19 protein-coding genes are annotated in these 20,215 nt (G+C 65.1%); 9 read left to right on the top strand and 10 right to left on the bottom strand.

The window, feature by feature from the left end; translation table 11 throughout:
- The 4 genes from KXR83_RS02570 to KXR83_RS02585 form a co-directional block, all read right to left on the bottom strand.
- Window positions 1-513 (bottom strand): copper resistance CopC family protein, encoded by a 513-nt coding sequence (locus KXR83_RS02570; RefSeq protein ID WP_437423457.1) that lies wholly within the window; start codon window positions 511-513, stop codon window positions 1-3.
- A gap of 11 nt (window positions 514-524) precedes the next feature.
- Window positions 525-1,226: a YcnI family copper-binding membrane protein gene (locus KXR83_RS02575; RefSeq protein ID WP_437423458.1), complete on the bottom strand. Its 702-nt coding sequence runs from the start codon at window positions 1,224-1,226 to the stop codon at window positions 525-527.
- Window positions 1,227-1,313: 87 nt separating this feature from the next.
- Window positions 1,314-1,706, bottom strand: coding sequence for a YtxH domain-containing protein (locus KXR83_RS02580; protein WP_437423459.1), 393 nt, complete (start codon window positions 1,704-1,706; stop codon window positions 1,314-1,316).
- An 86-nt stretch (window positions 1,707-1,792) separates the two neighbouring features.
- Window positions 1,793-2,488, bottom strand: a complete 696-nt coding sequence (locus KXR83_RS02585) for a DUF6474 family protein (RefSeq protein WP_437423460.1) — start codon at window positions 2,486-2,488, stop codon at window positions 1,793-1,795.
- A 135-nt stretch (window positions 2,489-2,623) separates the two neighbouring features.
- Between KXR83_RS02585 and KXR83_RS02590 the strand changes: the two genes are divergently transcribed.
- The gene (locus KXR83_RS02590) at window positions 2,624-4,354 is read left to right on the top strand and encodes a TM0106 family RecB-like putative nuclease (protein WP_437423461.1); all 1,731 of its coding nucleotides are present in this window, start codon (window positions 2,624-2,626) and stop codon (window positions 4,352-4,354) included.
- Window positions 4,355-4,366: 12 nt separating this feature from the next.
- Here the strand turns inward: KXR83_RS02590 and KXR83_RS02595 are convergent, their stop codons facing one another.
- Window positions 4,367-5,179 (bottom strand): hypothetical protein, encoded by an 813-nt coding sequence (locus KXR83_RS02595; protein ID WP_437423462.1) that lies wholly within the window; start codon window positions 5,177-5,179, stop codon window positions 4,367-4,369.
- Between the two features lie 277 nt (window positions 5,180-5,456).
- Between KXR83_RS02595 and KXR83_RS02600 the strand changes: the two genes are divergently transcribed.
- From KXR83_RS02600 to KXR83_RS02610, 3 genes are read left to right on the top strand one after another with little or no spacing between them, the layout of a single operon-like run.
- The gene (locus KXR83_RS02600; RefSeq protein ID WP_247206809.1) at window positions 5,457-5,987 is read left to right on the top strand and encodes a helix-turn-helix domain-containing protein; all 531 of its coding nucleotides are present in this window, start codon (window positions 5,457-5,459) and stop codon (window positions 5,985-5,987) included.
- A 28-nt stretch (window positions 5,988-6,015) separates the two neighbouring features.
- Entirely contained in the window at window positions 6,016-6,528 is a 513-nt protein-coding gene (locus KXR83_RS02605) for a hypothetical protein (protein WP_437423463.1), read from the top strand.
- On the top strand, window positions 6,519-7,676 hold the full coding sequence (locus KXR83_RS02610) for an MAB_1171c family putative transporter (RefSeq protein WP_437423464.1): 1,158 nt from the start codon (window positions 6,519-6,521) through the stop codon (window positions 7,674-7,676). The genes KXR83_RS02605 and KXR83_RS02610 overlap by 10 nt, the downstream gene beginning before the upstream one ends.
- Before the next feature lie 44 nt (window positions 7,677-7,720).
- Here KXR83_RS02610 and KXR83_RS02615 read toward each other — a convergent pair whose 3' ends face one another.
- From KXR83_RS02615 to KXR83_RS02635, 5 genes are all read right to left on the bottom strand, one after another.
- Entirely contained in the window at window positions 7,721-8,482 is a 762-nt protein-coding gene (locus tag KXR83_RS02615; protein WP_437423465.1) for an SDR family oxidoreductase, read from the bottom strand.
- Between the two features lie 57 nt (window positions 8,483-8,539).
- The gene (locus KXR83_RS02620; RefSeq protein WP_437423466.1) at window positions 8,540-9,319 is read right to left on the bottom strand and encodes a TMEM165/GDT1 family protein; all 780 of its coding nucleotides are present in this window, start codon (window positions 9,317-9,319) and stop codon (window positions 8,540-8,542) included.
- A gap of 617 nt (window positions 9,320-9,936) precedes the next feature.
- Window positions 9,937-10,494: a hypothetical protein gene (locus KXR83_RS02625; RefSeq protein ID WP_023955086.1), complete on the bottom strand. Its 558-nt coding sequence runs from the start codon at window positions 10,492-10,494 to the stop codon at window positions 9,937-9,939.
- A 216-nt stretch (window positions 10,495-10,710) separates the two neighbouring features.
- A complete protein-coding gene (locus tag KXR83_RS02630; RefSeq protein WP_030167355.1) occupies window positions 10,711-11,340 on the bottom strand; it encodes a superoxide dismutase in 630 nt (209 codons plus the stop codon).
- A 224-nt stretch (window positions 11,341-11,564) separates the two neighbouring features.
- Window positions 11,565-11,729: a hypothetical protein gene (locus tag KXR83_RS02635; protein WP_157366777.1), complete on the bottom strand. Its 165-nt coding sequence runs from the start codon at window positions 11,727-11,729 to the stop codon at window positions 11,565-11,567.
- A 307-nt stretch (window positions 11,730-12,036) separates the two neighbouring features.
- Here KXR83_RS02635 and KXR83_RS02640 point away from each other — a divergent pair, with 307 nt between their 5' ends.
- From KXR83_RS02640 to KXR83_RS02660, 5 genes are all read left to right on the top strand, one after another.
- Window positions 12,037-13,197, top strand: coding sequence for an iron-containing alcohol dehydrogenase (locus KXR83_RS02640; RefSeq protein ID WP_437423467.1), 1,161 nt, complete (start codon window positions 12,037-12,039; stop codon window positions 13,195-13,197).
- Window positions 13,198-13,358: 161 nt separating this feature from the next.
- Entirely contained in the window at window positions 13,359-14,885 is a 1,527-nt protein-coding gene (locus KXR83_RS02645; protein WP_437423468.1) for a DUF3375 family protein, read from the top strand.
- Window positions 14,882-15,652 (top strand): DUF4194 domain-containing protein, encoded by a 771-nt coding sequence (locus tag KXR83_RS02650; RefSeq protein ID WP_023955078.1) that lies wholly within the window; start codon window positions 14,882-14,884, stop codon window positions 15,650-15,652. The genes KXR83_RS02645 and KXR83_RS02650 overlap by 4 nt, the downstream gene beginning before the upstream one ends.
- The gene (locus tag KXR83_RS02655; RefSeq protein WP_437423469.1) at window positions 15,649-19,107 is read left to right on the top strand and encodes an ATP-binding protein; all 3,459 of its coding nucleotides are present in this window, start codon (window positions 15,649-15,651) and stop codon (window positions 19,105-19,107) included. The genes KXR83_RS02650 and KXR83_RS02655 overlap by 4 nt, the downstream gene beginning before the upstream one ends.
- A complete protein-coding gene (locus KXR83_RS02660; protein WP_437423470.1) occupies window positions 19,104-20,186 on the top strand; it encodes a winged helix DNA-binding domain-containing protein in 1,083 nt (360 codons plus the stop codon). Before KXR83_RS02655 ends, KXR83_RS02660 begins: the two co-directional genes overlap by 4 nt.
- Window positions 20,187-20,215: the final 29 nt, after the last annotated feature.

Below are 20,215 nucleotides of genomic sequence, written 5' to 3' on the forward strand. Positions count from 1 at the left end.
CTACTTCTTCCGCTGGGGACGCAATGCAAACGCCAGGCCGGCACCGAACACCACGACACCGCCCACGATGAACGGCCACACCGGGATTCCCGATGACGAGGAATCGTCGGCGTCCACCGCAGGGCCCGGAGTTCCCGAGCCAGCGACGGTGAGCTCGAAATCGAGCTGACCTTCCACCGGATGGCCGTCGGCCGACGTGATCCGGTAGTTGATCAGGTACGTGCCGGTCGGCCCCAACTCGCGCACCGGGACGGTGACCGTACGGCCGGTGACCGTCGGTTCGCCGTCCTGCCAGTAATGCTCGTCCGGCCCGACCACCTTCAGCACGGCGTAATTCTTTTGCACCGGCTCGTTGAAGGTGAGTGTGACCGCCGCCGGACCGGCCGCCAGCGGCGCGCCATCGGCCGGATCAGATCCGATCAGCGCCGAATGAGCCGACGCCGTCGGTGCCCAGACCACAGCCGCCAGAACGGTCATCATCAGCGCGACGATGGAGAAGGTCAGACGCCGCATGGAATCTCGTCTCATTGGCGTTTACGCGCCAGGGCGCCGATTGCGACACCGATACCCAACGCGCCCAGCAAGATTCCGGCACCGGCCAGCCAGCGCGCGGTGTCGTCGGTGCTGTCGGTGTCCGAGGACGCCGAGTTCTCCGAGGCGGTCTGGGTGTCTTCCTCGTGAGTCGCCGTATCGGCGTGACCGTCGGCGGTTGCGGCGCCGAGCGTCACCGTGGGCGCGGGCTTGTCGGGCTCGGGCTGACCCTCGACGGCCGGCTGGTCCCAGCGGACCACCTCGCCGTCGGAGTACGTCTGCGTTGCGGGCATCGTGACCGTCGCCTGCTCCGGCAGGGGCCCACCGGACACCCGGAACTGGAGGAACTCGCCGGGGCGGATTCCGGGGTTGCCGTCGGCGACCTTCCACGTCACCTCAGTGGCCGCTTCGGTCGCCGGGTCCTTCTTCACCTCGGCGGTCCAACCGGGCAACGGCTCGGTGCGGGCGGAGGTCAGGTTGGGAAGGGCGACGGTCAGCGCGACCGTGCTGGCGGTGTCCGACTCGTTGGGGACCCGGAAGGTGATGACGCCGTAGCCACCCTGGGTGAGACCGTCACCGGCCGCAGTGACGTGAGCCGAGGCCGAACCGGCGCCCAGCAGACTCAGGCCACCGACCATCGTGACGGCGGCGAGTGACGCACCGAGAAGACGGAAGCGTCGCTTGAACAAAGACATGGATGTTTCCTAACGGAGATGGGTGAAACCCACCCGGGTGACCGTGTCGATCTACGGGCTCGGGCGGATGAAGGGTGTGGGCGAAGATCAATTCGCCGGTGGACCCCGAACCCCTGTCCCGCCAGGAGCGAACACCCCGACCAGAGGTCGTAGATGTGGTGAGGGAGGAAGATTCGAACTCCCGAGTTCGGCAACCGGGTCGCCCAGGAGACGGCGCACGACAGCCAGGACCGACGTGATCACCCCGTACAGCGAGGTGCCGCCGGCGATGAGTAGCGCGCACACCGGAATCGCGATCAGGTGGGTCACCAACATCAGCGTCTGCGACCCGTGCGCATGGGCCATCGGGTCTGCGGTGGCCGAGAGGAGCATGTGCCCGGCGATCTGGGCGCCGGTCAGAACCGCGAGCAGAGCGAGCGGGGAGTTCAGTCGACGACACAGGGTGGCCGCGACGACTCCGACCAGCAGGAGCAGCAACATTCCCGCGGAGTCAGGAAAAACGCCTGAAGCCGCCCCGTGGGCAGCAATTGCCAGCGCCGGGGCGGTCAGGAGGATGGCCAGAGCGGTCAGGGACGCACTCCGAGGCGGGCCAGCAGGTCGGCGTCGATGGCGGCCAGCTCACGGCTGATGGCGGCGTGCGCACTGCGGCGCCGTGCGGCGGGCATGTGTTCGGCTGCCGAAACGGCGGTGGACAGGTCCGACAGACGCTGGTTCATCGTGGACGCGAAGGTCTTGGTCTCGGCGTCCGACGGATGCTTGGCGGTGAGGGTCTGCAACGAGGAGTTGGCACCGGCGATGCGGGCCGACAGAGCGGCGCCGTGGCCGCTGTACTTGTTCAGCTCGGCAACAGGGACACCTGCGCGATCGGCCTGGATCCGGCTGATCTGCTCGCGGGCGGCAGTGCTGGCGCGGTAGGCGATGGGCACCAGGATCGGCGACAGCACCTTGGCGACCTGCAGATATCGCTTCACCCGAGCGGGCGAGAGAACCTTGCCATCGGCGACCGCCTTGGCGTTGGCCTGCGCGATCTTGACGCTCGCCGAGTTCGTCTTGTCGGCGATCTTCAGTGCTCTCTTGTCAGACTTGGCCTGCGCCTTGCGCGCTTTCTTGGCGAGCTTGCGCTGCTGCTTGAGCTCTTCCTTGGCGAACTTGCGCCCGGACTTGTCTTCGAGGCGGGCTTCGAGCTTGGCCTTCGCCTTGAGGGCCTTGGCCTCAGCTTTGCGCTGTGCCCGGCTCTTGCGTCCGGAACTGAACAAACCCATGCGTTGGGGACCTCTCGTTAGCTTGGTCGAGCATCGCCGTCGGCGGTTGACGAAATTGTCCTGCAGTTGCGGTACAAGCATTACATAGCGGGGGTACGGCAGGTGCCCCAGATCGGTGAGGAGAGGATGGTGTGGATGGCAACTCGTTCATCGGTGCCATCCGGCCCGACAAGACCGCCGCTGCTCAGTCCCAGGGATCTGAGCGGCTGCGAACATCGGCTTGCCCTCGATTCCCGATTCCCCGGCTCAGAGAAGGTCGCCGAAGACCCCGCGGTGACGCTGCGCAAAGAAGCGGCGACCGAGCACCGTGAACGTGTGCGCGACATGCTCCATGCGGTCCATTCGATCGAACTCAGCGGCTGGGCCGACGTGGGCAGCGGCGGCGGCAGTCGACAGCGGGCCGAGCGAACCATGGCGGCCATCGCCTCGGGTGCCCGATGGATCTGGGGCGCGTCCCTGCCCGACGACGTGGCCGGCGGCCGCCGCGGGTGGGCGGAACTGCTGATCCGAATGGACAATCCGCAACGGACGTCGGGTTACGTGCCCGTCATCGTGGTGAATCACAAGGCCTCCGACCCCGGATCGGGCGCGGTGACCAGCCCGGTGTGGAGTTGGCAGCCGATGCTCGACGAGACGCGCAAGGTTCGCGGCAACTCGCGGGACACCGTTCGGCTGGCGCAGCTGTACCGGATGCTCGAGGCGCTCGGGGTCGCAGGAGTCGACCCGGGGTCGGGCAAACCGGTCGGCGCGGTGATCGGCCTCGACACCGATTGCATGGTGGTCCTCGACCTCACCGACACGCTGGTCCGGTACGACGCGCTTCTGGAGCGTCGGGCCGGCATCGCCGCGGGCCGGATATCAACGGCGCCGTCGCGGATCGGGGAGTGCCGCAACTGCGCGTGGTGGTCCATGTGTGGGCCGGAACTGCACGAGGCACGCGACGTGAGCCTGGTGGTCAACGGCAATCTGACCCAACTGCTCGCGACGGTGGGCGTGCGCACGGTGGACGAACTGGCCGCTTATGACGGTCCCGTGCCCGACGGATGGCCGGGCAACAGCCTCGCTGATTCGGTCCTGTTGGCGCGTGCCTGGCTGGCACAGGTGACGCTGATCCGGCGAATGCCGGAGGTGCAGGTGGCGCGGGCCGACGTGGAGGTCGACGTCGACATGGAGAGCTACCAGGACGACGGCGCCTACCTCTGGGGCACGTTGCTCACCGACAACACCGATCCCGCCCGAGAGGTCAGATACCGCCCGTTCGTCACCTGGCAACCGCTGCCCACCCAGGACGAGGCCCGCTCGTTCGCCGAGTTCTGGCAGTGGCTGATCGACGAACGCGACAAATCCCTGAGTGAGGGCAAAACCTTTGCGGCCTACTGTTATTCGCAGCAGGCCGAGAATCGTTGGCTCCTCGGGTCGGCTGACAGGTTCGCGGGATCGCCCGGTGTGCCGAGTCGTGAAACCGTGCAGGAGTTCATCAACTCACCGCACTGGGTCGACATCTACGAGGCCGTCAGCGGGAACTTCCTCAGCCCCGAGGGCAAAGGACTCAAGAAGGTGGCGCCTCACGCGGGCTTCCACTGGCGCGACGACGAAGCCGGTGGTGAGGCGTCGATGCAGTGGTATCGGCGGGCAGTGGGCCGCGACGGCGAAGAGGTGGATCAGAGCCAGCGGGTGAGATTGCTCGAGTACAACGAGGACGATGTGCGCGCGACAAAGGCGTTGCGCGAGTGGATGACAACCACCGCAGCTCAACAGGTACCGCTGGGTTCGGATCTACCCGTGCCTGCTGGCGTGCCCGTCCCTGATGCCGCGCCCGGGCACGATGAGGTGCCTACGCCCCGGATTGATCCCGCCGCCCGCTGAAGAAGTGAGAAGTCAGCCGCGGCCGTTGCGCAGCGACTCGAGGAATGCGCCGCTACCGAACAAGGCGACCGAACCCAAGACGAGCAGTCCGGCAGGCGACAGATCGCGAGCCACCTCGGCGCCCGCGCAGCCGCCACCGGTCCCGGCGCCCATCAGGCAGGACGACGCGGTTGGTGTGGCAGCGGGCGGGTTGCTCGGGTCGGACAGCGGGTCGCCCTGTGGGACAGCCGATTCGGAGTCACCTGGGGTCAGTTCGGGCGTCCCGGTACTCGGCGCCGGAGAGCCAGGTGTCGGAGAGCCAGGTGTCGGGGAGCCAGGCACCGGGGAGGTTGATGCGTCCGGTGCCGGCATACCGGGGATCGGCAGGCCCGGGATCGGAAGATTCGGAATCGTGATGGCCGGCAATTCGATTCCGGGTAGTTCGGCGGTCGGGGCCGTGGGGAGACCGTCGTCGGTACCGTTGTTGCCGTTGTTCCCGGGGGCACCGGTGTTGCCGTTCCCGTTCCCGTTGTTGCCGTTACCACTGTTGCCGTCGCCTTGACCGAGGTCAGGTGTAGGGCCGGTGGCGGATCGAGCCGGCACCCGGGATGTCTCGGTGCTCTTCACTCCCGGAGTGTGGTCGGCGTTGCCGTTTCCGGAGTTCACCGGTGGAGTCGTGTCGGAGCCGGGCCGGGACGTCACAGTGACCTCGGGCGGGACTTCGGGATCAGCAGCTGCGGACGGCGAGGTCAGGGCGAGGAGAATGCCGCCGACCACCAACCCCAGCGACGCGACGAGCACCGAGAACCACACCGTGGTCGGGCGCATCACGCGATGCTTCGGCATCGACTCCTCCAGTCCGGAAATCACCAGGGGCGGGCTATTGAATTTTCGGCATCTTCACGGTTTATTCAGGTGGGCTCGATCAGCGTCGAACGAGTCCGAAAGTGAAGTACCGAAGACCGACTCCGCGCAGCGTGAAGCTGTTTGGCTGCCTCAAGGCTGTAAGCTACCATATGGCAAACACGGCGTGCGGAGTAGTGAATTTCATACTTCTGGCTGGTCTCCGTTCGGTGATCGGCCCTCACTGGGAGGCACACGGAGAATGCGCGTGGAGCGTGGCATGACCGACAACATGGACCAAGCAGACACCGAGAACGCATTCGATCCCGGTCTGTTCGCGCGACGTCTGGAAGAGCTGTTCCGAACGGTCCCGGGCCCCAACGGTCGTGCTTATAGCGCCAAAGCCATCGCCAATCGCTCCACTGAACTGGGCTTTCGTCTCGGTGAGTCCTATTTGAGCCAGCTCCGGTCGGGTAAGGCCAAGTCGCCGTCGTTCCGCACAGTCGAGGGCATCTCGGCGGCATTCGGCGTCGACGTCCACTACTTCCTGGAAGATCGGGCCGCCCAGCGCACCCGCGACCAGATCGACCTGATGCGGCTTCAGGCCGACAGCAATGTCCAGCTCGCCGCGTTCCGGCTGGCCGGCCTGTCGAGTGACTCGGTCACCGTGGTCAACGAACTCATCAAGGTCCTCCGAGTTCAGCAGGGTCTGCCCGCCGACCCGCCCGACCTGCTCAAGTCGGCCGAACCCGAATTGGGGCATGGCCATTCAGGACTTCGAGTGGTCGAAAGGCACGAAGCCGCAGACTGATCGCGGGGGCTCCGTCTTAAGATGGAGCATGCGATCCGAGCGCGAACTACGGGCATTGTGCCGCCGCGAACTCGGCGGTCTCGACCTGGATCTGCCTCTCGACGCTGAACAACTCTGCGATCTGTACGGCGCGCGGCGTGGTCGGCCGATCAAGATCGTTGCGCACCCGATGCCGGCCGGAATGCCGAATGGAGTCTGGTTGGTGGCGGCCGACGCGGACTATTTCTTCTGTCAGGCTGCCACCACCAAGCTCCACCGCGATCAGATCATCATCCACGAGTTCGGCCACCTCATCGCAGGTCACCAGTTGATCGACCAGGTCGAGAACCGGCTCATCAGTAGTCCGGCAGGTGGCGAGAACACCGACGATGCACTGAGTCGGACGTGCTATTCGGATGAACGTGAATGGGAAGCGGAGTTTTTGGCAACACTGATAGGAGAATGGGCGGCAAAAGCCACCCAGGGCGTCGGAAAGACGGCCGGCCATGATGGATTACGGGGAATCCAAAGCATCCTCGGGGGGCACAACGGATGGTTGTAGGGGTAGTCAACGCCATCGCGTTGGCGTTGTTCGCCCTCGCACTGTGCTGGCGTATCGACCGCCTCCGCAGGGAAGCCGCCGGTCTGCAGCCGGTCGCGATGACCGTCGCCATCTCGGCGACAACTCTCGCCTTTGTGGTCAGTAACCCCCGCGTACGGCGGTGGCTCAACGACGACTTCTTCCCAGGCGCGGACCGGTTGTCGATCTATTGCCTACTCGCGATCGGTGTCGCCGCGTTGGTCGTCGTCTTTCTGTACGGGACAACCGAGGAACAGCGGCAGCGGCGTGCCGGCGTGGAAGCAATCCCGCTGGTGGTCACCCTGATCGGCCTCAACGTGGCGATGCTGGCCACGCCCGTGCCGGTCCGTACCGAGCACATGTCCGACTGGACTGTGCACCATGTCGGATACGCGCTGTTCTTCGTGATCGCCGATTGCTACGTGGCGTATGGGATGGCGGCCTGCGTGGTGTCGATCGGGCGATACGTACGTCATGCCGAGGGATATCTCCGCCATTCCCTGATCATTCTGTCGACGGGGCTGGGGTTGCTAGGGGTCGCGGCGCTGATACAGACGCTTTATGTCGTCACCGCCGGACTGCATGTGGCCCACCTGGATGTGCTGCTGAACGTCGCCGCCGTACTGGCTGGCCTGGGGGCGGTGCTGTTCCTCGCCGGCATTTGCTACCCGCTGGTGCGCGCGCGAGTGATGTCGTTCCTCCACGATCGCCGGCACCGCAGTCAGTACCGGGAACTCGAGCCGCTATGGGCTCTAACCACCTCGGCACTACCGGGGGTGGTGTTGCCGTCGCCGCCGCAGGGTGCATTCGACGGTTCGATCATCTGGCTCTTCCAGCGGCGGGTGGTCGAGATCCGTGACGCGCTCCTGCAGCTCAGCCCTTATCTGCCCGACGACTTCGACGAGCTCGAATCGGCAGCCCAGGCCACCGCGCTGCGTGACGCGGTGCAAACCTACGTCGACCTCGGCGGTTCAGCCGGGGCGGTTCGGCAGGTGCTCGCGGGCGCCGGCGACGACCTCGACAGCGACGCCGCACCGCTTCTCCGGATATCCCGGGAACTGTCGCGCAGCTCCGGTCCGTCGCGGCAGAACTCGGTGTCGTCGCGGCAAAAACAGAACCGGACCGGCTGAAGGCCGGTCCGGTCCGAGTGTTCAGTTGGTGGTGACGTTTGCGGTCAGCGCGGAGCCATCCGCAGCGCGCCGTCCATGCGGATCGTCTCACCGTTGAGGTAGTCGTGGTCGACGATGAACGCGGCCAGCTTGGCGTAGTCGCTCGGATCGCCGAGGCGCTTGGGGAATGGGATACCGGCTTCGAGCGTCTTCTTGAACTCCGGGGTGATGCCGTCGAGCATCGGGGTGTTGATGGTGCCCGGGGCAATCGTGTTGACCCGCACGCCCACCTGCGCGAGGTCGCGGGCAGCGGTGATCGTCATGGCGTGCACGCCGCCCTTGGATGCGGTGTAGGCGATCTGCCCGATCTGTCCCTCGAATGCCGCGACCGACGCGGTGTTGATGATGACGCCGCGCTGGTCGTTCTCGTCCACCACTTCCTGGCTCTGCATCCGGTTGGCGGCCAAACGCATCACGTTGAAGGTGCCGACCAGGTTGATCTCGATGACCTTCTTGAACAGGTCGAGCTCGTGGGGGCCCTTCTTCGTCAGGATGCGGCTGGCCCAGCCGACACCGGCACAGTTCACAGCGACGCGGAGCGGGGCGCCGGATTCGGCGATGGTGTCGAGCGCTGCCTCGACATCGGCTTCGCTGGTCACGTCAGCCGCCAGGAGGGTGACGCCGTCCACCGCGGTCGCCTTGTCGATCGAAGGCTGCAGGTCGAGCCCGAACACAACCGCCCCGGCATCGGCGAAGCGCTTTGCTGTTGCCGCGCCCAGTCCCGATGCTCCTCCGGTGACCAATACCGCTGATCCTGAGATCTCCACTGATGCCGTCCCTTCTAAAAAGTGTCCGCGGGGGTTGTTCAGCCCGCTGGGATCACCCTAGTCAGTGGCTGTGGCGACAGGTCGCTCGGCTACGAGGCCGACGGGGTGCTCACCGGGAAGGCCGGCTTCCGGTTCGGGCTCGGCGAGGAGTCGTTCGCGTTCGGCCGCCCGGTTCTGCTCGCGGTGACTGTGGACATACCAGGTGCCGGCGCTGACGATCATGGCGACGGCGGTAATGGTGGCCATCGTGACGATGAAGTTGTTGGCGGTCACCAGGCCGTCGGTGGTGAGCCACGCGGCGAAGACGAAGAAGAGTGCAGCCGCGCCGTATGCGATTGCCTTCTCGGGGAGCTTGCGGCCGAGGACCGCGCCGACGGCGATGGCCAGGGCGTCGGCGGCGACCATGCCAACGGTCGATCCGATCCAGACACCCACCCAGTTGTGGTCGGTGGCCAGGGTGATGGTGGCGAGCATGGTCTTGTCGCCGAGTTCGGCGAGGAAGAACGATCCGATCACCGCGAACAGCACCGACTTCTTCACCCGGTCGGCCTTGTCGGACTCGTCGGTGTCGAGGCTGTCGCCGCGCAGGGTCCAGAAGCCGAACAGCAACATCGCCAGTCCGCCGACGATTGTCATCAGGTCGGTGGGGATCGAGAGACCGAGTACGTGTCCGAAGAGAACAGAGACCGCATGCACGGCGGTGGTAGCCACCGTGATGCCGAGCAGGACAACCCACCAGCGGTAACGGATGGCGTACGTCATCGCCATCAGCTGGGACTTGTCGCCGAGTTCGGCCACGAAGATCACGCCGAAGCTGACCAGGAGTGCGGATATCACCAGACCAACGTAAGCGCCGCTCACGACGGTTTGCAACTGATCGAATGGCCGCATTTATGCAGGTAGGGAGCCCTTTTTCAAAAGTTTGGGTACCCGAACATTAGGGTTCCCTTACCCGGTGATTCGCGGAAGGTTCGCCGCGAGGCTGTGACGTGCGGACATAGGTGGGCGGGGGCTGGTTTGGCCGCTCGGGTGGCTGGGATTTGCTCGGTCTGTAGTCCGAGCGGCTGCCAGATTCCCGAGCGGGCCCGGCCGCCGGCTCGCGCAACTCGCGTTTGCTCGCTCTGCAGACCGAGCGCCGCCCGGTTTCCCGAGCGGGCCCAGCCGCCGGCTCGCGCAACTTGCGTTTGCTCGCCCCGTAGTCCGAGCGTCGGCCGGTTTCGTGGGCGGGCCAGGTCTACTGCTCGTGCAACTTGGCGTCGCTCGCTCCGCAGACCGAGCGGCTCCCGGTTTCCCGAGCGGGCGGGGTTCACCGCTCGCGCAACTCGCGTTTGCTCGGTCTGTAGTGCGAGCGTCGGCCGGTTTCGTGAGCGGGCCAGGTCTACCGCTCAGGAAACTCGGATTTGCTCGCCCTGTAGACCGAGCATCGGCCGGTTTCCCGACCAGCACACAACCCCTCAAGCAGCGAGGAGCATCGCCAGGACAGCGGTATCAGGGTCGGTTCCTAGATCCAGACCTACCTGGTTGCGCAGGGTCACCACGGTGCCGTCGGCTTCGGCCTCGGCCCAGCCCGCGCGGTGTTCGAGGCCGAGTTCGGGGAGTCCTGGCAGCAGCACGCACCCCGAGGCAACGTCCGAACATTCCGGCAGGGACGGTCGAGTCTCGGACGGGGGATGCAGCATGAACAACGCGGGCGGCGGCGTGTGGAACGGGCCGGCCTCGGTGAAGTTGTTGTCGATCACGCTGCCGACGGCGAGCATCAACCCGACGGTGTCGGGGTCGCACACCTCTGGTTTGTCCTCGATGACGCTGAACACGGTGGTGGTGCGGAGAAATCCCGGACGGCAGGCGATGCGCACCGATGCGACGAGGGTCTGTGTCCACTCCAGGGTGGTGTCGGGCCAGCGGCCCGAGATCAGGATTCCGCGTAGCTCCCCGTGGCGGTGGAACGGGGTCAGTCCGATGGGTATCGACCCGGACCGCGACATTTCATGGCCGGTGGCGTCCTCGCTCATGGTTACCTCCTGTTGCCGGAAGTTCCTCTGCTCAGGTCGCCTTTGACCAAGTGTCGAACTCTATTCGCAGCATGCCCGGTAAACGATTGGCACACAACCCGACTCGAGTGCTAATCGCGGCGGTTAACAGGAAGTTTCCCTCTAAGGCCGAAGACGCCGACGGCGGCCACCCGAGTGGGGTGACCGCCGCCTGCGAAAAGGGCTGTACGAAAGTGCTTATGCGGGCACGATCAGGCCGGAGCCCTGTGCCTGTGCCTTGGCAAAACGCTCCGCGGCGTCTGCCCAGTTGACGACGTTCCACCATGCCTTGACGTAGTCAGGCTTGACGTTCTGGTAGTCGAGGTAGAAGGCGTGCTCCCACATGTCGAGCATGACCACGGGGATCAGGCCCACCGAGGTGTTGCCGTGCTGGTCGGTGAGCTGCTGGATGACGAGCTTGCCCTCGATGGTGTCGTATCCGAGGATCGCCCAGCCGCTGCCCTGCAAAGTGGTTGCCGCAGCGGTGAAGTGCGCCTGGAACTTGTCGAACCCGCCGAACTGGTCATCGATTGCCGCGGCCAGTTCGCCTTCGGGCTTGTCGCCACCGTTGGGCGACAGGTTCTTCCAGAAGATCGAGTGGTTCGTGTGGCCGCCGAGGTGGAAGGCCAGGTTGGCCGACAGCTGGAAGACCTTGTCGGCGATGGTGCCGTCTTCGCGCGCAGCCGCCAACTTCTCCAATGCGGTGTTCACGCCCTTCACATAGGTGGCGTGATGCTTGCTGTGGTGCAGCTCCATGATCCTGCCGGAGATATGCGGCTCGAGAGCTGCGTAGTCGTAGTCCAGATCCGGCAAGGTGTATTCAGACACATTGTTCCTCTCACTATGTGGGGACACGCGTGCCCCCTTATTGATGTCCTCTGGGATCTATCCCTCGAGTGCAACTTCCACCCTTGCTCAGGAGATTGGGTTGTGCAATAGGACGTGAGCAATGCGCCTCAAGCCCGGTTGAGGTTTGCGGGGGTTGTGCTGGGGGGTTTCACAGGTGCCGGGGTGCCGCATTTGCGGTCGACCATAGTCGGCTGAAGTGGCGGTTACGCGACAAAAATCAGGGCGAGCAAAAGAAGGAACAGAGCGAGCACGCTGATGCCGGTGGTGATGCATCGTGCTCCGACATTGATGGGCTCGGCGCCTGGCCATGACCGGGGCCGGCGATCGAAAACCGGTACGCCGCTGCCGCTGTCGGTCGAGGCTGCCACCCGATCTCCCCTCGTCAACTCGTGGTCCCGCGGGTCGTCAGTGATAACGATCACATACCCCGGTGGTGCACAGCTAAACACGTATGGGCGCAGTACTCAAGCTGCGGTGGATCGGGACCGGCATCGAGCGCGCGGTTGGACCGCTACAGGCCGATGTGGGTCGTTTGACCAGGTCCGACGGGCCGCTGTCGGCGATCTGCAGGTCGGGATGGGCGTCGCCGCAATAGGGTGGTCGTACAAAGCGGTCGCCGACGTCCGCATTCCACAGTGGGTGACTGAAACACCCCGTGCCGAAAGGATTCAGCCATTGGTCAGCACAATCGGTCTACCGCGCGAGATGCGAATCGGGGCGGGCGCACTCGATCAGCTGGTCGACGTGGTGACCGGATTGGGATCGCGGCGGCCGATGGTGATCACCGATGGCTACCTTGCAGGCGGCGGGCGGGTTGATCAGCTGATCAGCGCACTGATCGAGGCCGGCCTCGATGCGGTGTACTTCGACGGAACCGTGCCAGACCCCACGACGGCCTCGCTCGACGCTGGGCTCCGCGCAGTGCGCGACCACGGTGCCGACCTCCTGGTCGGATTCGGCGGGGGCAGTCCGATGGACACCGCAAAAGCTCTCGCTTTGCTCGCCGTCGAAGGCGGCACGATGCGTGACTACAAGGCGCCCGTGCGAAACGACCGCGCCGGCCTCCCGGTTGTCGCCGTGCCGACCACGGCAGGCAGTGGTTCGGAGGCCACCCAGTTCACGATCATCACCGACAGTGACAGCGACGAGAAGATGTTGTGCATCGGCCGGGCGTTCCTGCCGGTGGCCGCGATCGTCGACTTTGAGCTCACCATGACTATGCCGCCGCGTCTCACCGCCGACACGGGTATCGATGCGCTCACTCATGCGGTCGAGGCCTACGTCAGCCGGAAGAACAGCCCGTTTTCCGACGGATTCAGTCTTTCGGCGATCGCGACCATCGGCCGGAACCTGCGCAGGGCCTACACCGACGGCTCCGATCGCGAGGCCCGGGAAGCGATGATGCTGGCCTCCACGCAGGCGGGGATCGCGTTCTCGAACTCGAGCGTGGCCCTGGTCCACGGGATGAGCCGACCCATCGGGGCGCACTTCCATCTCGCGCACGGACTATCGAATGCCATGCTGTTCCCCGCGGTCACCCGGTTCTCCCTGTCGGCTGCGATCTCGCGATACGCCGATTGCGCTCGCGCGTTCGGGTGCGCAGATTCGGGCACCTCGGACGAGTTGGCCGCCGAACGCCTGGTCGATGCCATCGTCGATCTGTGTCGCGACCTCGCGGTTCCCACTCCGGGCGAATGTGGCATCGACCGCGACCGCTGGTTCGGACTGTCCGCACTGATGGCCGAGCAGGCTCTGGAGTCGGGGTCGCCCGCCAACAACCCGCGAGTTCCGGACGCGGGAGAGATCGAAGCCATCTACGCCGAGATCTACCGCTGATCGACACCGGGTAGGCACGACCGCGGACCGACAGTGCGCCGTCGGCCAACTATCATCGCTGCGGGCAACCAGACGGGCCGTGCCGCCCGTCATGAGCGCCGAGCTGCGGGCAGCAGGTCGGTGGGTGAGCTCGCCATGGCAGGAATAAGTGAGGTGGTCCGATGGCACGCCCGACAGCGGCGCAGCTCTACGCCGCCTACGGGGACAACGCGGACAGCGATGTCACCCTGCGACTGCTGAGGTCCCGGAACGCAGTGCCCTATCTCGCGATCATGGCTGCGCGTCTGGCCGACGGGCAGGTGGACGGCGACCATCTCGCGGCGGGTATCGATCGTGACCTGGCGGACTTGGCCGCGCACTGGACCGAGCGAGGCTGGGAACTGCCCACGGCCGATGACCTGTTGGACCGCTGGGTGCGGGCCGGTTATCTCGCCCGCACCCTGCACGCCGACTCCCAGCGAGAGCGCTACCAGCTCACCCGCGGTGCAACCCAGGCCATCGCGCAGGTTCAGGCAGTACGCCGGAACCGCACGGTGGCCACCGAGACCGTCCTCGAACTGGTGATGTCGCGGCTGTCGAACATCGCTGTGTCGATCAACCCGGATCCCGGCGAGCACATCCGCGACATCGATCAGAAGATCGCGGAGCTCACCAGGCGGCGGGAAGAACTCGCAGCGGGCGCCATCCCAGCGGTGGATTCAAGGCGGGTGCTCGACGACATCCGGATGGTGACGTCGCTGGCCGAGCGGATGCCCGCCGACATCATCGGATACGGCGAGAAGATGCGCGAGAACTCCCGCGCCCTGCTCACCAGTGGCCTCGATGCCGAGCACGGTTCGCACGCCGATGTGCTCAACCGGATGTTCGATGGCCATGACGCGCTGGCGGACTCCGACGAGGGCAAAGCCTTCGACACCTTCTACACGCTGATCGCGGATCACCGGTTGCGCGACGATCTCGAGTCGAGCATCCGGCAGATTGCCGACGGCATCCCAAATCTTCCGCACGACATCCTCGACACACTCACCGGTTTCATCGACCGGATGTGGGATGAGGTGCAATCGGTGGACGAGGTGCGTGGTCAGGTCTACCGGCGCATCAACACCTTCGTGAAAGACGGCGACTTCCTGCACTATCGCGCTCTGCGCAGCCAGATCGCCGATGCGCAGCGTGCCGCGGCCGCTGCGTTCGTGCACGCCGGTCCGGGTAAGGACCTGGGCATCGCGGTACCGATGAGCGCCGCGGTGTCCAATTCGGTGGGCGCGTTGATCTTTCACGACGGGATCGTGGATTCGCCTGGGGCGGTTGCCGACACCGTGGGTGAGATCAACATCGACCCGGCCGACCTGGTGGGCGCCGAATCGATCGATTGGCATGCACTGACCGACGCGGTGAACGAGGCCGTGGTCGACGGTCCCGCCGAGATCGACGATGTGCTGGCGTTGCTGCCCAAAGCCCGTACCGGTGATGTGATCGGCATCTGGTCGCTGGCGCAGCGCCATGGCGCGGCAGAACACGGCCGGGACGAGGTCACCGTGCTCGCTCACACCGCTCGCGGGATGCGCGAGATCCGTTTGCCCGCAGTTCGATTCACACACATGCTGCCCGATCCGATAACCGCTCAGCCACACGAGGTGATGCACTTGCTCGATGAACCAGCCGAGCCTGTCCGAGGTGCGACCCGGTGAGCACACCAGAAGATGATGTGGTGGTCCAGGAAGGCGACGATCTTTTCGTCGACTCACCCGAAGCGATCACTGAACCGTCGGTCGACCTGTCACACTTCGCATTCGACGGATCCGAGCCGGTCGGGACGATCAGTGAGGCGCGGATCGATGCCCGGTTCGACGGTGATACCTCGGCTCTGCCTGCGCCGGTTTGTTACGCGCTGCAGGAGTTGGTGGCCGCCGCACACGTATCGGCGCGGTCTCGTAACTGGAAGACCATCGAGGTGCACGAGGAGATCATTCGGTCTCGCCTGTCGGAGCTGAATCTCCAGCTGGAGATCAACCGCGAGCACAAGTACGCGTTCACCCGCCAGGTGTCGGAGAACGACCCGCGGCAGCGGAACATCTTGCGCGCGCAGACACTCACCCTGGCTGCCTCGGTCCTTGCGCTGTTCCTGCGACAGAAGTACTTGACCAGTGCCGATGAATCGGTGGTCACCGAACGGGGCGAGATCATCGACCACATGCTCACCTACAAGCCGGTGTCCGACACCGACGAGGCGGGCTTCATCAAGCGGATCGATGCGGCCATCAATCAGCTCGAATCACGAAAGATCATTCGAGCGTTGCCGGGAACGGACCGGTTTGTGGTGCACGGCGTGATCGCTTCGCTCCTCGGGCCCGAACAGGTGGCCGCCTACACAGAGGCCTACCGCAGGCTCGCCGGTGAGCACACCGAAGAGGGCACCGACCTCACCGAACTCGATGACCAGGAGCGCACGTCATGACCGAGATCCTGGAAGTGGACACAGCCGGCGGATCTCGACCGGTTGACCGTGATACGCCATCGCCAATGGCCGCCCCCGCGGGCAAGCGCACCCTCAACATCGGCCAATTCCGCTTGACCAGACTGCAATTGGTCAATTGGGGAACGTTCGACGGGTACAAGGACTATCCGATCGACGAGCGGGGCGTGATGCTCACCGGGCCGTCCGGGTCGGGCAAGTCATCGATGATGGACGGCCATTCGGTGGTGCTGCTGCCCACCTACGATCAGGTGTTCAACGCGTCGGCCGATCTGTCCGCGAAGGGCGCGAAGAAGGCGGCCCGGTCGATGGCCGACTACGTGCGCGGCGCGTGGGCGGAGAACGACGACCGGTTCAATCAATCGCAGGTGCAGTACCTGCGGGCCGATGGCGCCACCTGGTCGGCGATCGCGGCGACCTACGACAACGGCGCCGGGTCTGCCACCACCGCGGTGGCGATCAAGTGGTTCCCGGGGTCGGGCACCGACGGCAGTTCACTGCGGTCGTGGTACCAGCTGCATGACGGTCATTTCGACTTGCTCGGCCTGAACAGCTGGGCGCAGAACGGATTCGACATCCGCCGGTACCGGTCGGCCAATCCGACCGTGGAGTGTTTCGATGTGCAGAGCGCCTACCAGGAGGCGCTGAGGCGACGTGTGGGAATCGGCCAGTCGTCGGCAGCCCTGTCTCTGATGGGCAAGGCGAAGGCCATGAAGAACGTCGGTGACCTCAACCTGTTCATCCGGACGTACATGCTCGACCGGCCCGACACTTACGCCAAAGCCGAACGGCTGGTGGAGAACTTCACTCAACTCGACGAGGCGTATCAGGCCGCAGCCCGCGCCAACGCACAGGAACAGGTCCTCCGGCCGATCCCAGCGGCGTGGGAAACATACTGCAGCGCTGAAGAATCCACCTCACGCGCGGGCACGCTGCTGGGTCCTCCGATGAGGGCGTTCATGCGCGAGCATCGGCTGACGCTCCTGCAGCAGCGTCTGGATCAGATCGACGCCGACCGGATGCGGTTGGACAACGAGGTGGCCAATTGGGAGAACCTCGCGGACGAACGCGAGGAGCGCCACAGCTCGCTGCGCGACCAATTGACCGCCGAGAAGGGCGAACTGACCACTCTGGAATCGGAGCTCAAATCCTTCGAGGCGCAGGTGACGGCCCGGAACCGCGCCTACGAACGGTATGCGACGTTGGTGGGCGGACTGGGGGAGCAGACCCCCGAAACCCAGGACGAGTTCTCCGCCCTGCGGATGCGTGCCCCGGAGATCGCCAGGGCTGCAAGAGAAGCCGCCGACAGATTGGCCACCACGGCACACAGCTTCTTCGCGGCCGAGACCGATGCCAGGCGCGAGTTCGAGGCGGTTGTGGACGAGCTGGCGAGCTTGAACACCCGGCGGTCGCTGCTGCCACGCGAAGTACTGGCACAACGCGACGGCATCGCGCAGGCCACCGGGGTCGCGCCCGCCGAATTGCCGTTCGCAGCCGAACTCATCGACGTCGATCCCGCCGCCAAGGACCACTGGGCCGGGGCCGCCGAACGAGTGCTGCGCGGACTGGGCATGAGCATGCTGGTGCCGGCTCGGCACCGCACCACCATCGGTGAGTTCGTCAACCGGACCAATATCGGCGGGGTGCTCGAATACCGTGTTTATCAGGAGGATTCAGCGGTTGCTGCCGATCCGGTTCGCGGTTCGCTCGCCGAGAAACTGATCGTCGACCGGAAGCACCCGGCCGGAGCGTGGCTGGCCACAGTGGTCGCCCACAGCGCCGAACACATCTGCGTTGATCTGCCCTCGCAGCTCGACGAGCACACACTCGCGGTCACTCCGCAGGGACTGGTGAAGTCCGGCCGCGACCGTTTCCGCAAGGACGACCGGCGTTCGGTTTCCGACCGCACACAGTGGATCCTCGGCTCCAACACCGACGGCAAGCGCACGGCTCTCGAAGAGCTCAAGGCCGACCTCGAACTCCGGTATCAGCAGGCGCGGCAGGCGGCTCAGGACAAGCGGGACCTGTTGGAGCAGAACCGCGAACGCGCGAAGAACGCCGATGCTCTGACCGGTTATGCGTCGTGGGCGGAGTTGAACTGGTGGTCGTCGCGACGCGATGCCGACGAACTCAACGCCCGCATCGACCGCGTTCGTGAAAACCGGGTGGATCTCGCCGAACTCGAGGAGCAGGTGGAGATCGCCCGGGCCGACTGGCGAGAGGCCGTCGCTCGGGTGGGTGCGCTGGGCGATCAACTAGGACACATCGGCTCGGACTGGGATCGATGGTTCGCCGAGTTCGAGCAGGTCAAGAACGAGGGCACCAAACTCGACGATTCCGACCGCGAGTATCTCGCCGAGGTACTCGCCGAGACGCTCGCCGACGGCGGCAAGACACTGACCCTGGACAACTACGGCGAGGTGCGGTCTGATCTTCGCAATACGCTCGAAGCCGTTGTGGGTAAGGCGAATGCCGAACGTGACGGCGCCGAGAACCGTATTGTCCGCGCCGCCGACGCCTTCCTGCGGGAATGGCCCGAGGCCGCGTCGAACTTGAGCGCAACGGTGGAGTACGCGTCCGATCTTGTCTCGATTCATCAGAGCCTGGTCGAGCACGGTCTGGCGTCGACACAGCAACGCTTCCGGCAGCTCATCACCACCGACATCAGTCACTCGGTCTCCAACTTGTACAAGGAGATCGGCGACACCAACAAGCGCATCACACAGGGCATCGCCGAGGTCAACATCGGCCTGCGCAGGGTCGACTTCAACGAGGGCACCTACCTGCAGATCGCGCAGCTGCACAATCCCACTGACGAGTCGCGGGAGTTCGGCAAGATCGTCGACGCGATGATCCGCGACGCGCCTGCGGCCAAATCGGGTGACGGCGCGGTCTTGGCGCGGCAGTTCTATCGGATCCGCGGACTCGTGGCCCGGCTCACCGGCACCGACGCGGAGAACCGCCGCTGGTGTGACAACGTGCTCGACGTCCGCAACAGCTACACTTTCTATGGCAAAGAGCTGAGTTTCGATGCCGCGCCGGACGATCCGCCTGTGCACACCTACCGCAACACCGCATCGAACTCCGGCGGCGAGCAGGAGAAGCTGGTGGCGTTCTGCCTGGCTGCGGCCCTGAGCTTTTCGCTGAGCCACGGCGAGGACCATCGCCCGGGATTTGCGCCACTCATGCTCGACGAGGCGTTCAGCAAGTCCGACGAGACGTTCAGTTCGCAGTCACTCCGCGCATTCGAACAGTTCGGGTTCCAGCTGATCATCGCCGCTCCGATTCGCATGGTGGGCATCGTGGAGCCGTTCATCGGTCAGGTCATCCTGGTGGACAAGCAGATCGGCGATACGGGCGCCCGATCGGATGCACGCGCGGCCACGTTCGGCGAATTGGCGAAGGCGCGGGCGTCGTCGGGCAGACGCGAATCATGAGCACAACCTTGTCGATGCGGCAATGGAACCGCACCCTCCTGCAGCGCCAGCATCTGCTCGAAAGAGTGGACGAAGACGTCCTCGAGGTGCTCGACCGCTGCGTCGGACTGCAGTCGCAAGATCCGAAATCCGCGTTTTATGGGCTGTGGTCTCGAATTGCCGACTTCGACCCGGCTGATCTCGATCAGCTGATCGATGAACGCGAGGTGGTGCGAATTGCTCTGCTGCGCAGCACCGTCTTCCTCATCGACAGCGAGGATGCGCGATGGATCCGCCCGCTCACCCAGCCTCTGATGGACAAGGTGTTGCGGTCGAACCACTACAAGCTGATCGGTGATGCCGATCCCACTGAGGTGGTGGACTACGGGCGAGAGTTGTTGCGCGGCAACCAGATGACCGTCAAGGATCTCAAGGCGGCGTTGTCGGAGCGCTGGCCGGCAGCAGACGCGTCGTCGCTGGTGACAGTGGTGCGCTGCCTGGAGTCGTTGGTTCAGGTGCCCCCGCGGGGCACGTGGCGAGGTTCTGCGACCACGACCTATCAACTGTTCGACGACTGGTGCGGGGCCGGCGACCCTGCCGTGACCGGTGACGAGGCCATCGCCGATCTGGTCCGGCTCTACCTGCGCGGGTTCGGCCCGGCATCGATCAACGGCATCCAGACCTGGTCGGGGATAACCGGTCTGCGCCCGATCGTCGAGGCGATGGAAGCGGACTGGGAGCTCGCGAAGCTGCAGGGGCCCGACGGCGAGGAACTCTTCGACATCGAAGGACTGGCGCCGGCCGACGAGGGGGTCGACGCCCCCGTCCGTCTGGTTGCGCCCTTCGACAACATCGTGCTGGCCCAAGGCGCCGATCGGCGACGAGTGATTGACGACGAGGTGTTCAAGAAGACGACGACCCCCAACGGCCGTTCCCCCGGGTTTGTTCTCGTCGACGGTCGAGTGGCGGGTACCTGGAGTCCCCGCAAGGACGGCAAGCGAATCACGGTGGAGGTCGAGTACCTGCTGAAGGTGTCCGCAGCGGATCGCCGCGCAGTCGACCGCGAGCGCGATCAGCTGATCGAGTTCTGTAACTCATGAACGCCTCACGCCGCACTTGCGGTCTACTT

It is taken from the genome of Williamsia muralis (assembly GCF_051487485.1).
Lineage (GTDB): Bacteria > Actinomycetota > Actinomycetes > Mycobacteriales > Mycobacteriaceae > Williamsia > Williamsia muralis_B.

Bases quoted from the DNA above. Each gene is read 5' to 3' on its own strand.
- KXR83_RS02570 (WP_437423457.1), bottom strand. From the start codon at position 513: ATGCGGCGTCTGACCTTCTCCATCGTCGCGCTGATGATGACCGTTCTG.
- KXR83_RS02575 (WP_437423458.1), bottom strand. From the start codon at position 1,226: ATGTCTTTGTTCAAGCGACGCTTCCGTCTTCTCGGTGCGTCACTCGCC.
- KXR83_RS02580 (WP_437423459.1), bottom strand. From the start codon at position 1,706: ATGTTGCTGCTCCTGCTGGTCGGAGTCGTCGCGGCCACCCTGTGTCGT.
- KXR83_RS02585 (WP_437423460.1), bottom strand. From the start codon at position 2,488: ATGGGTTTGTTCAGTTCCGGACGCAAGAGCCGGGCACAGCGCAAAGCT.
- KXR83_RS02590 (WP_437423461.1), top strand. From the start codon at position 2,624: ATGGCAACTCGTTCATCGGTGCCATCCGGCCCGACAAGACCGCCGCTG.
- KXR83_RS02595 (WP_437423462.1), bottom strand. From the start codon at position 5,179: ATGCCGAAGCATCGCGTGATGCGCCCGACCACGGTGTGGTTCTCGGTG.
- KXR83_RS02600 (WP_247206809.1), top strand. From the start codon at position 5,457: ATGACCGACAACATGGACCAAGCAGACACCGAGAACGCATTCGATCCC.
- KXR83_RS02605 (WP_437423463.1), top strand. From the start codon at position 6,016: ATGCGATCCGAGCGCGAACTACGGGCATTGTGCCGCCGCGAACTCGGC.
- KXR83_RS02610 (WP_437423464.1), top strand. From the start codon at position 6,519: ATGGTTGTAGGGGTAGTCAACGCCATCGCGTTGGCGTTGTTCGCCCTC.
- KXR83_RS02625 (WP_023955086.1), bottom strand. From the start codon at position 10,494: ATGAGCGAGGACGCCACCGGCCATGAAATGTCGCGGTCCGGGTCGATA.
- KXR83_RS02645 (WP_437423468.1), top strand. From the start codon at position 13,359: ATGGCACGCCCGACAGCGGCGCAGCTCTACGCCGCCTACGGGGACAAC.
- KXR83_RS02655 (WP_437423469.1), top strand. From the start codon at position 15,649: ATGACCGAGATCCTGGAAGTGGACACAGCCGGCGGATCTCGACCGGTT.
- KXR83_RS02660 (WP_437423470.1), top strand. From the start codon at position 19,104: ATGAGCACAACCTTGTCGATGCGGCAATGGAACCGCACCCTCCTGCAG.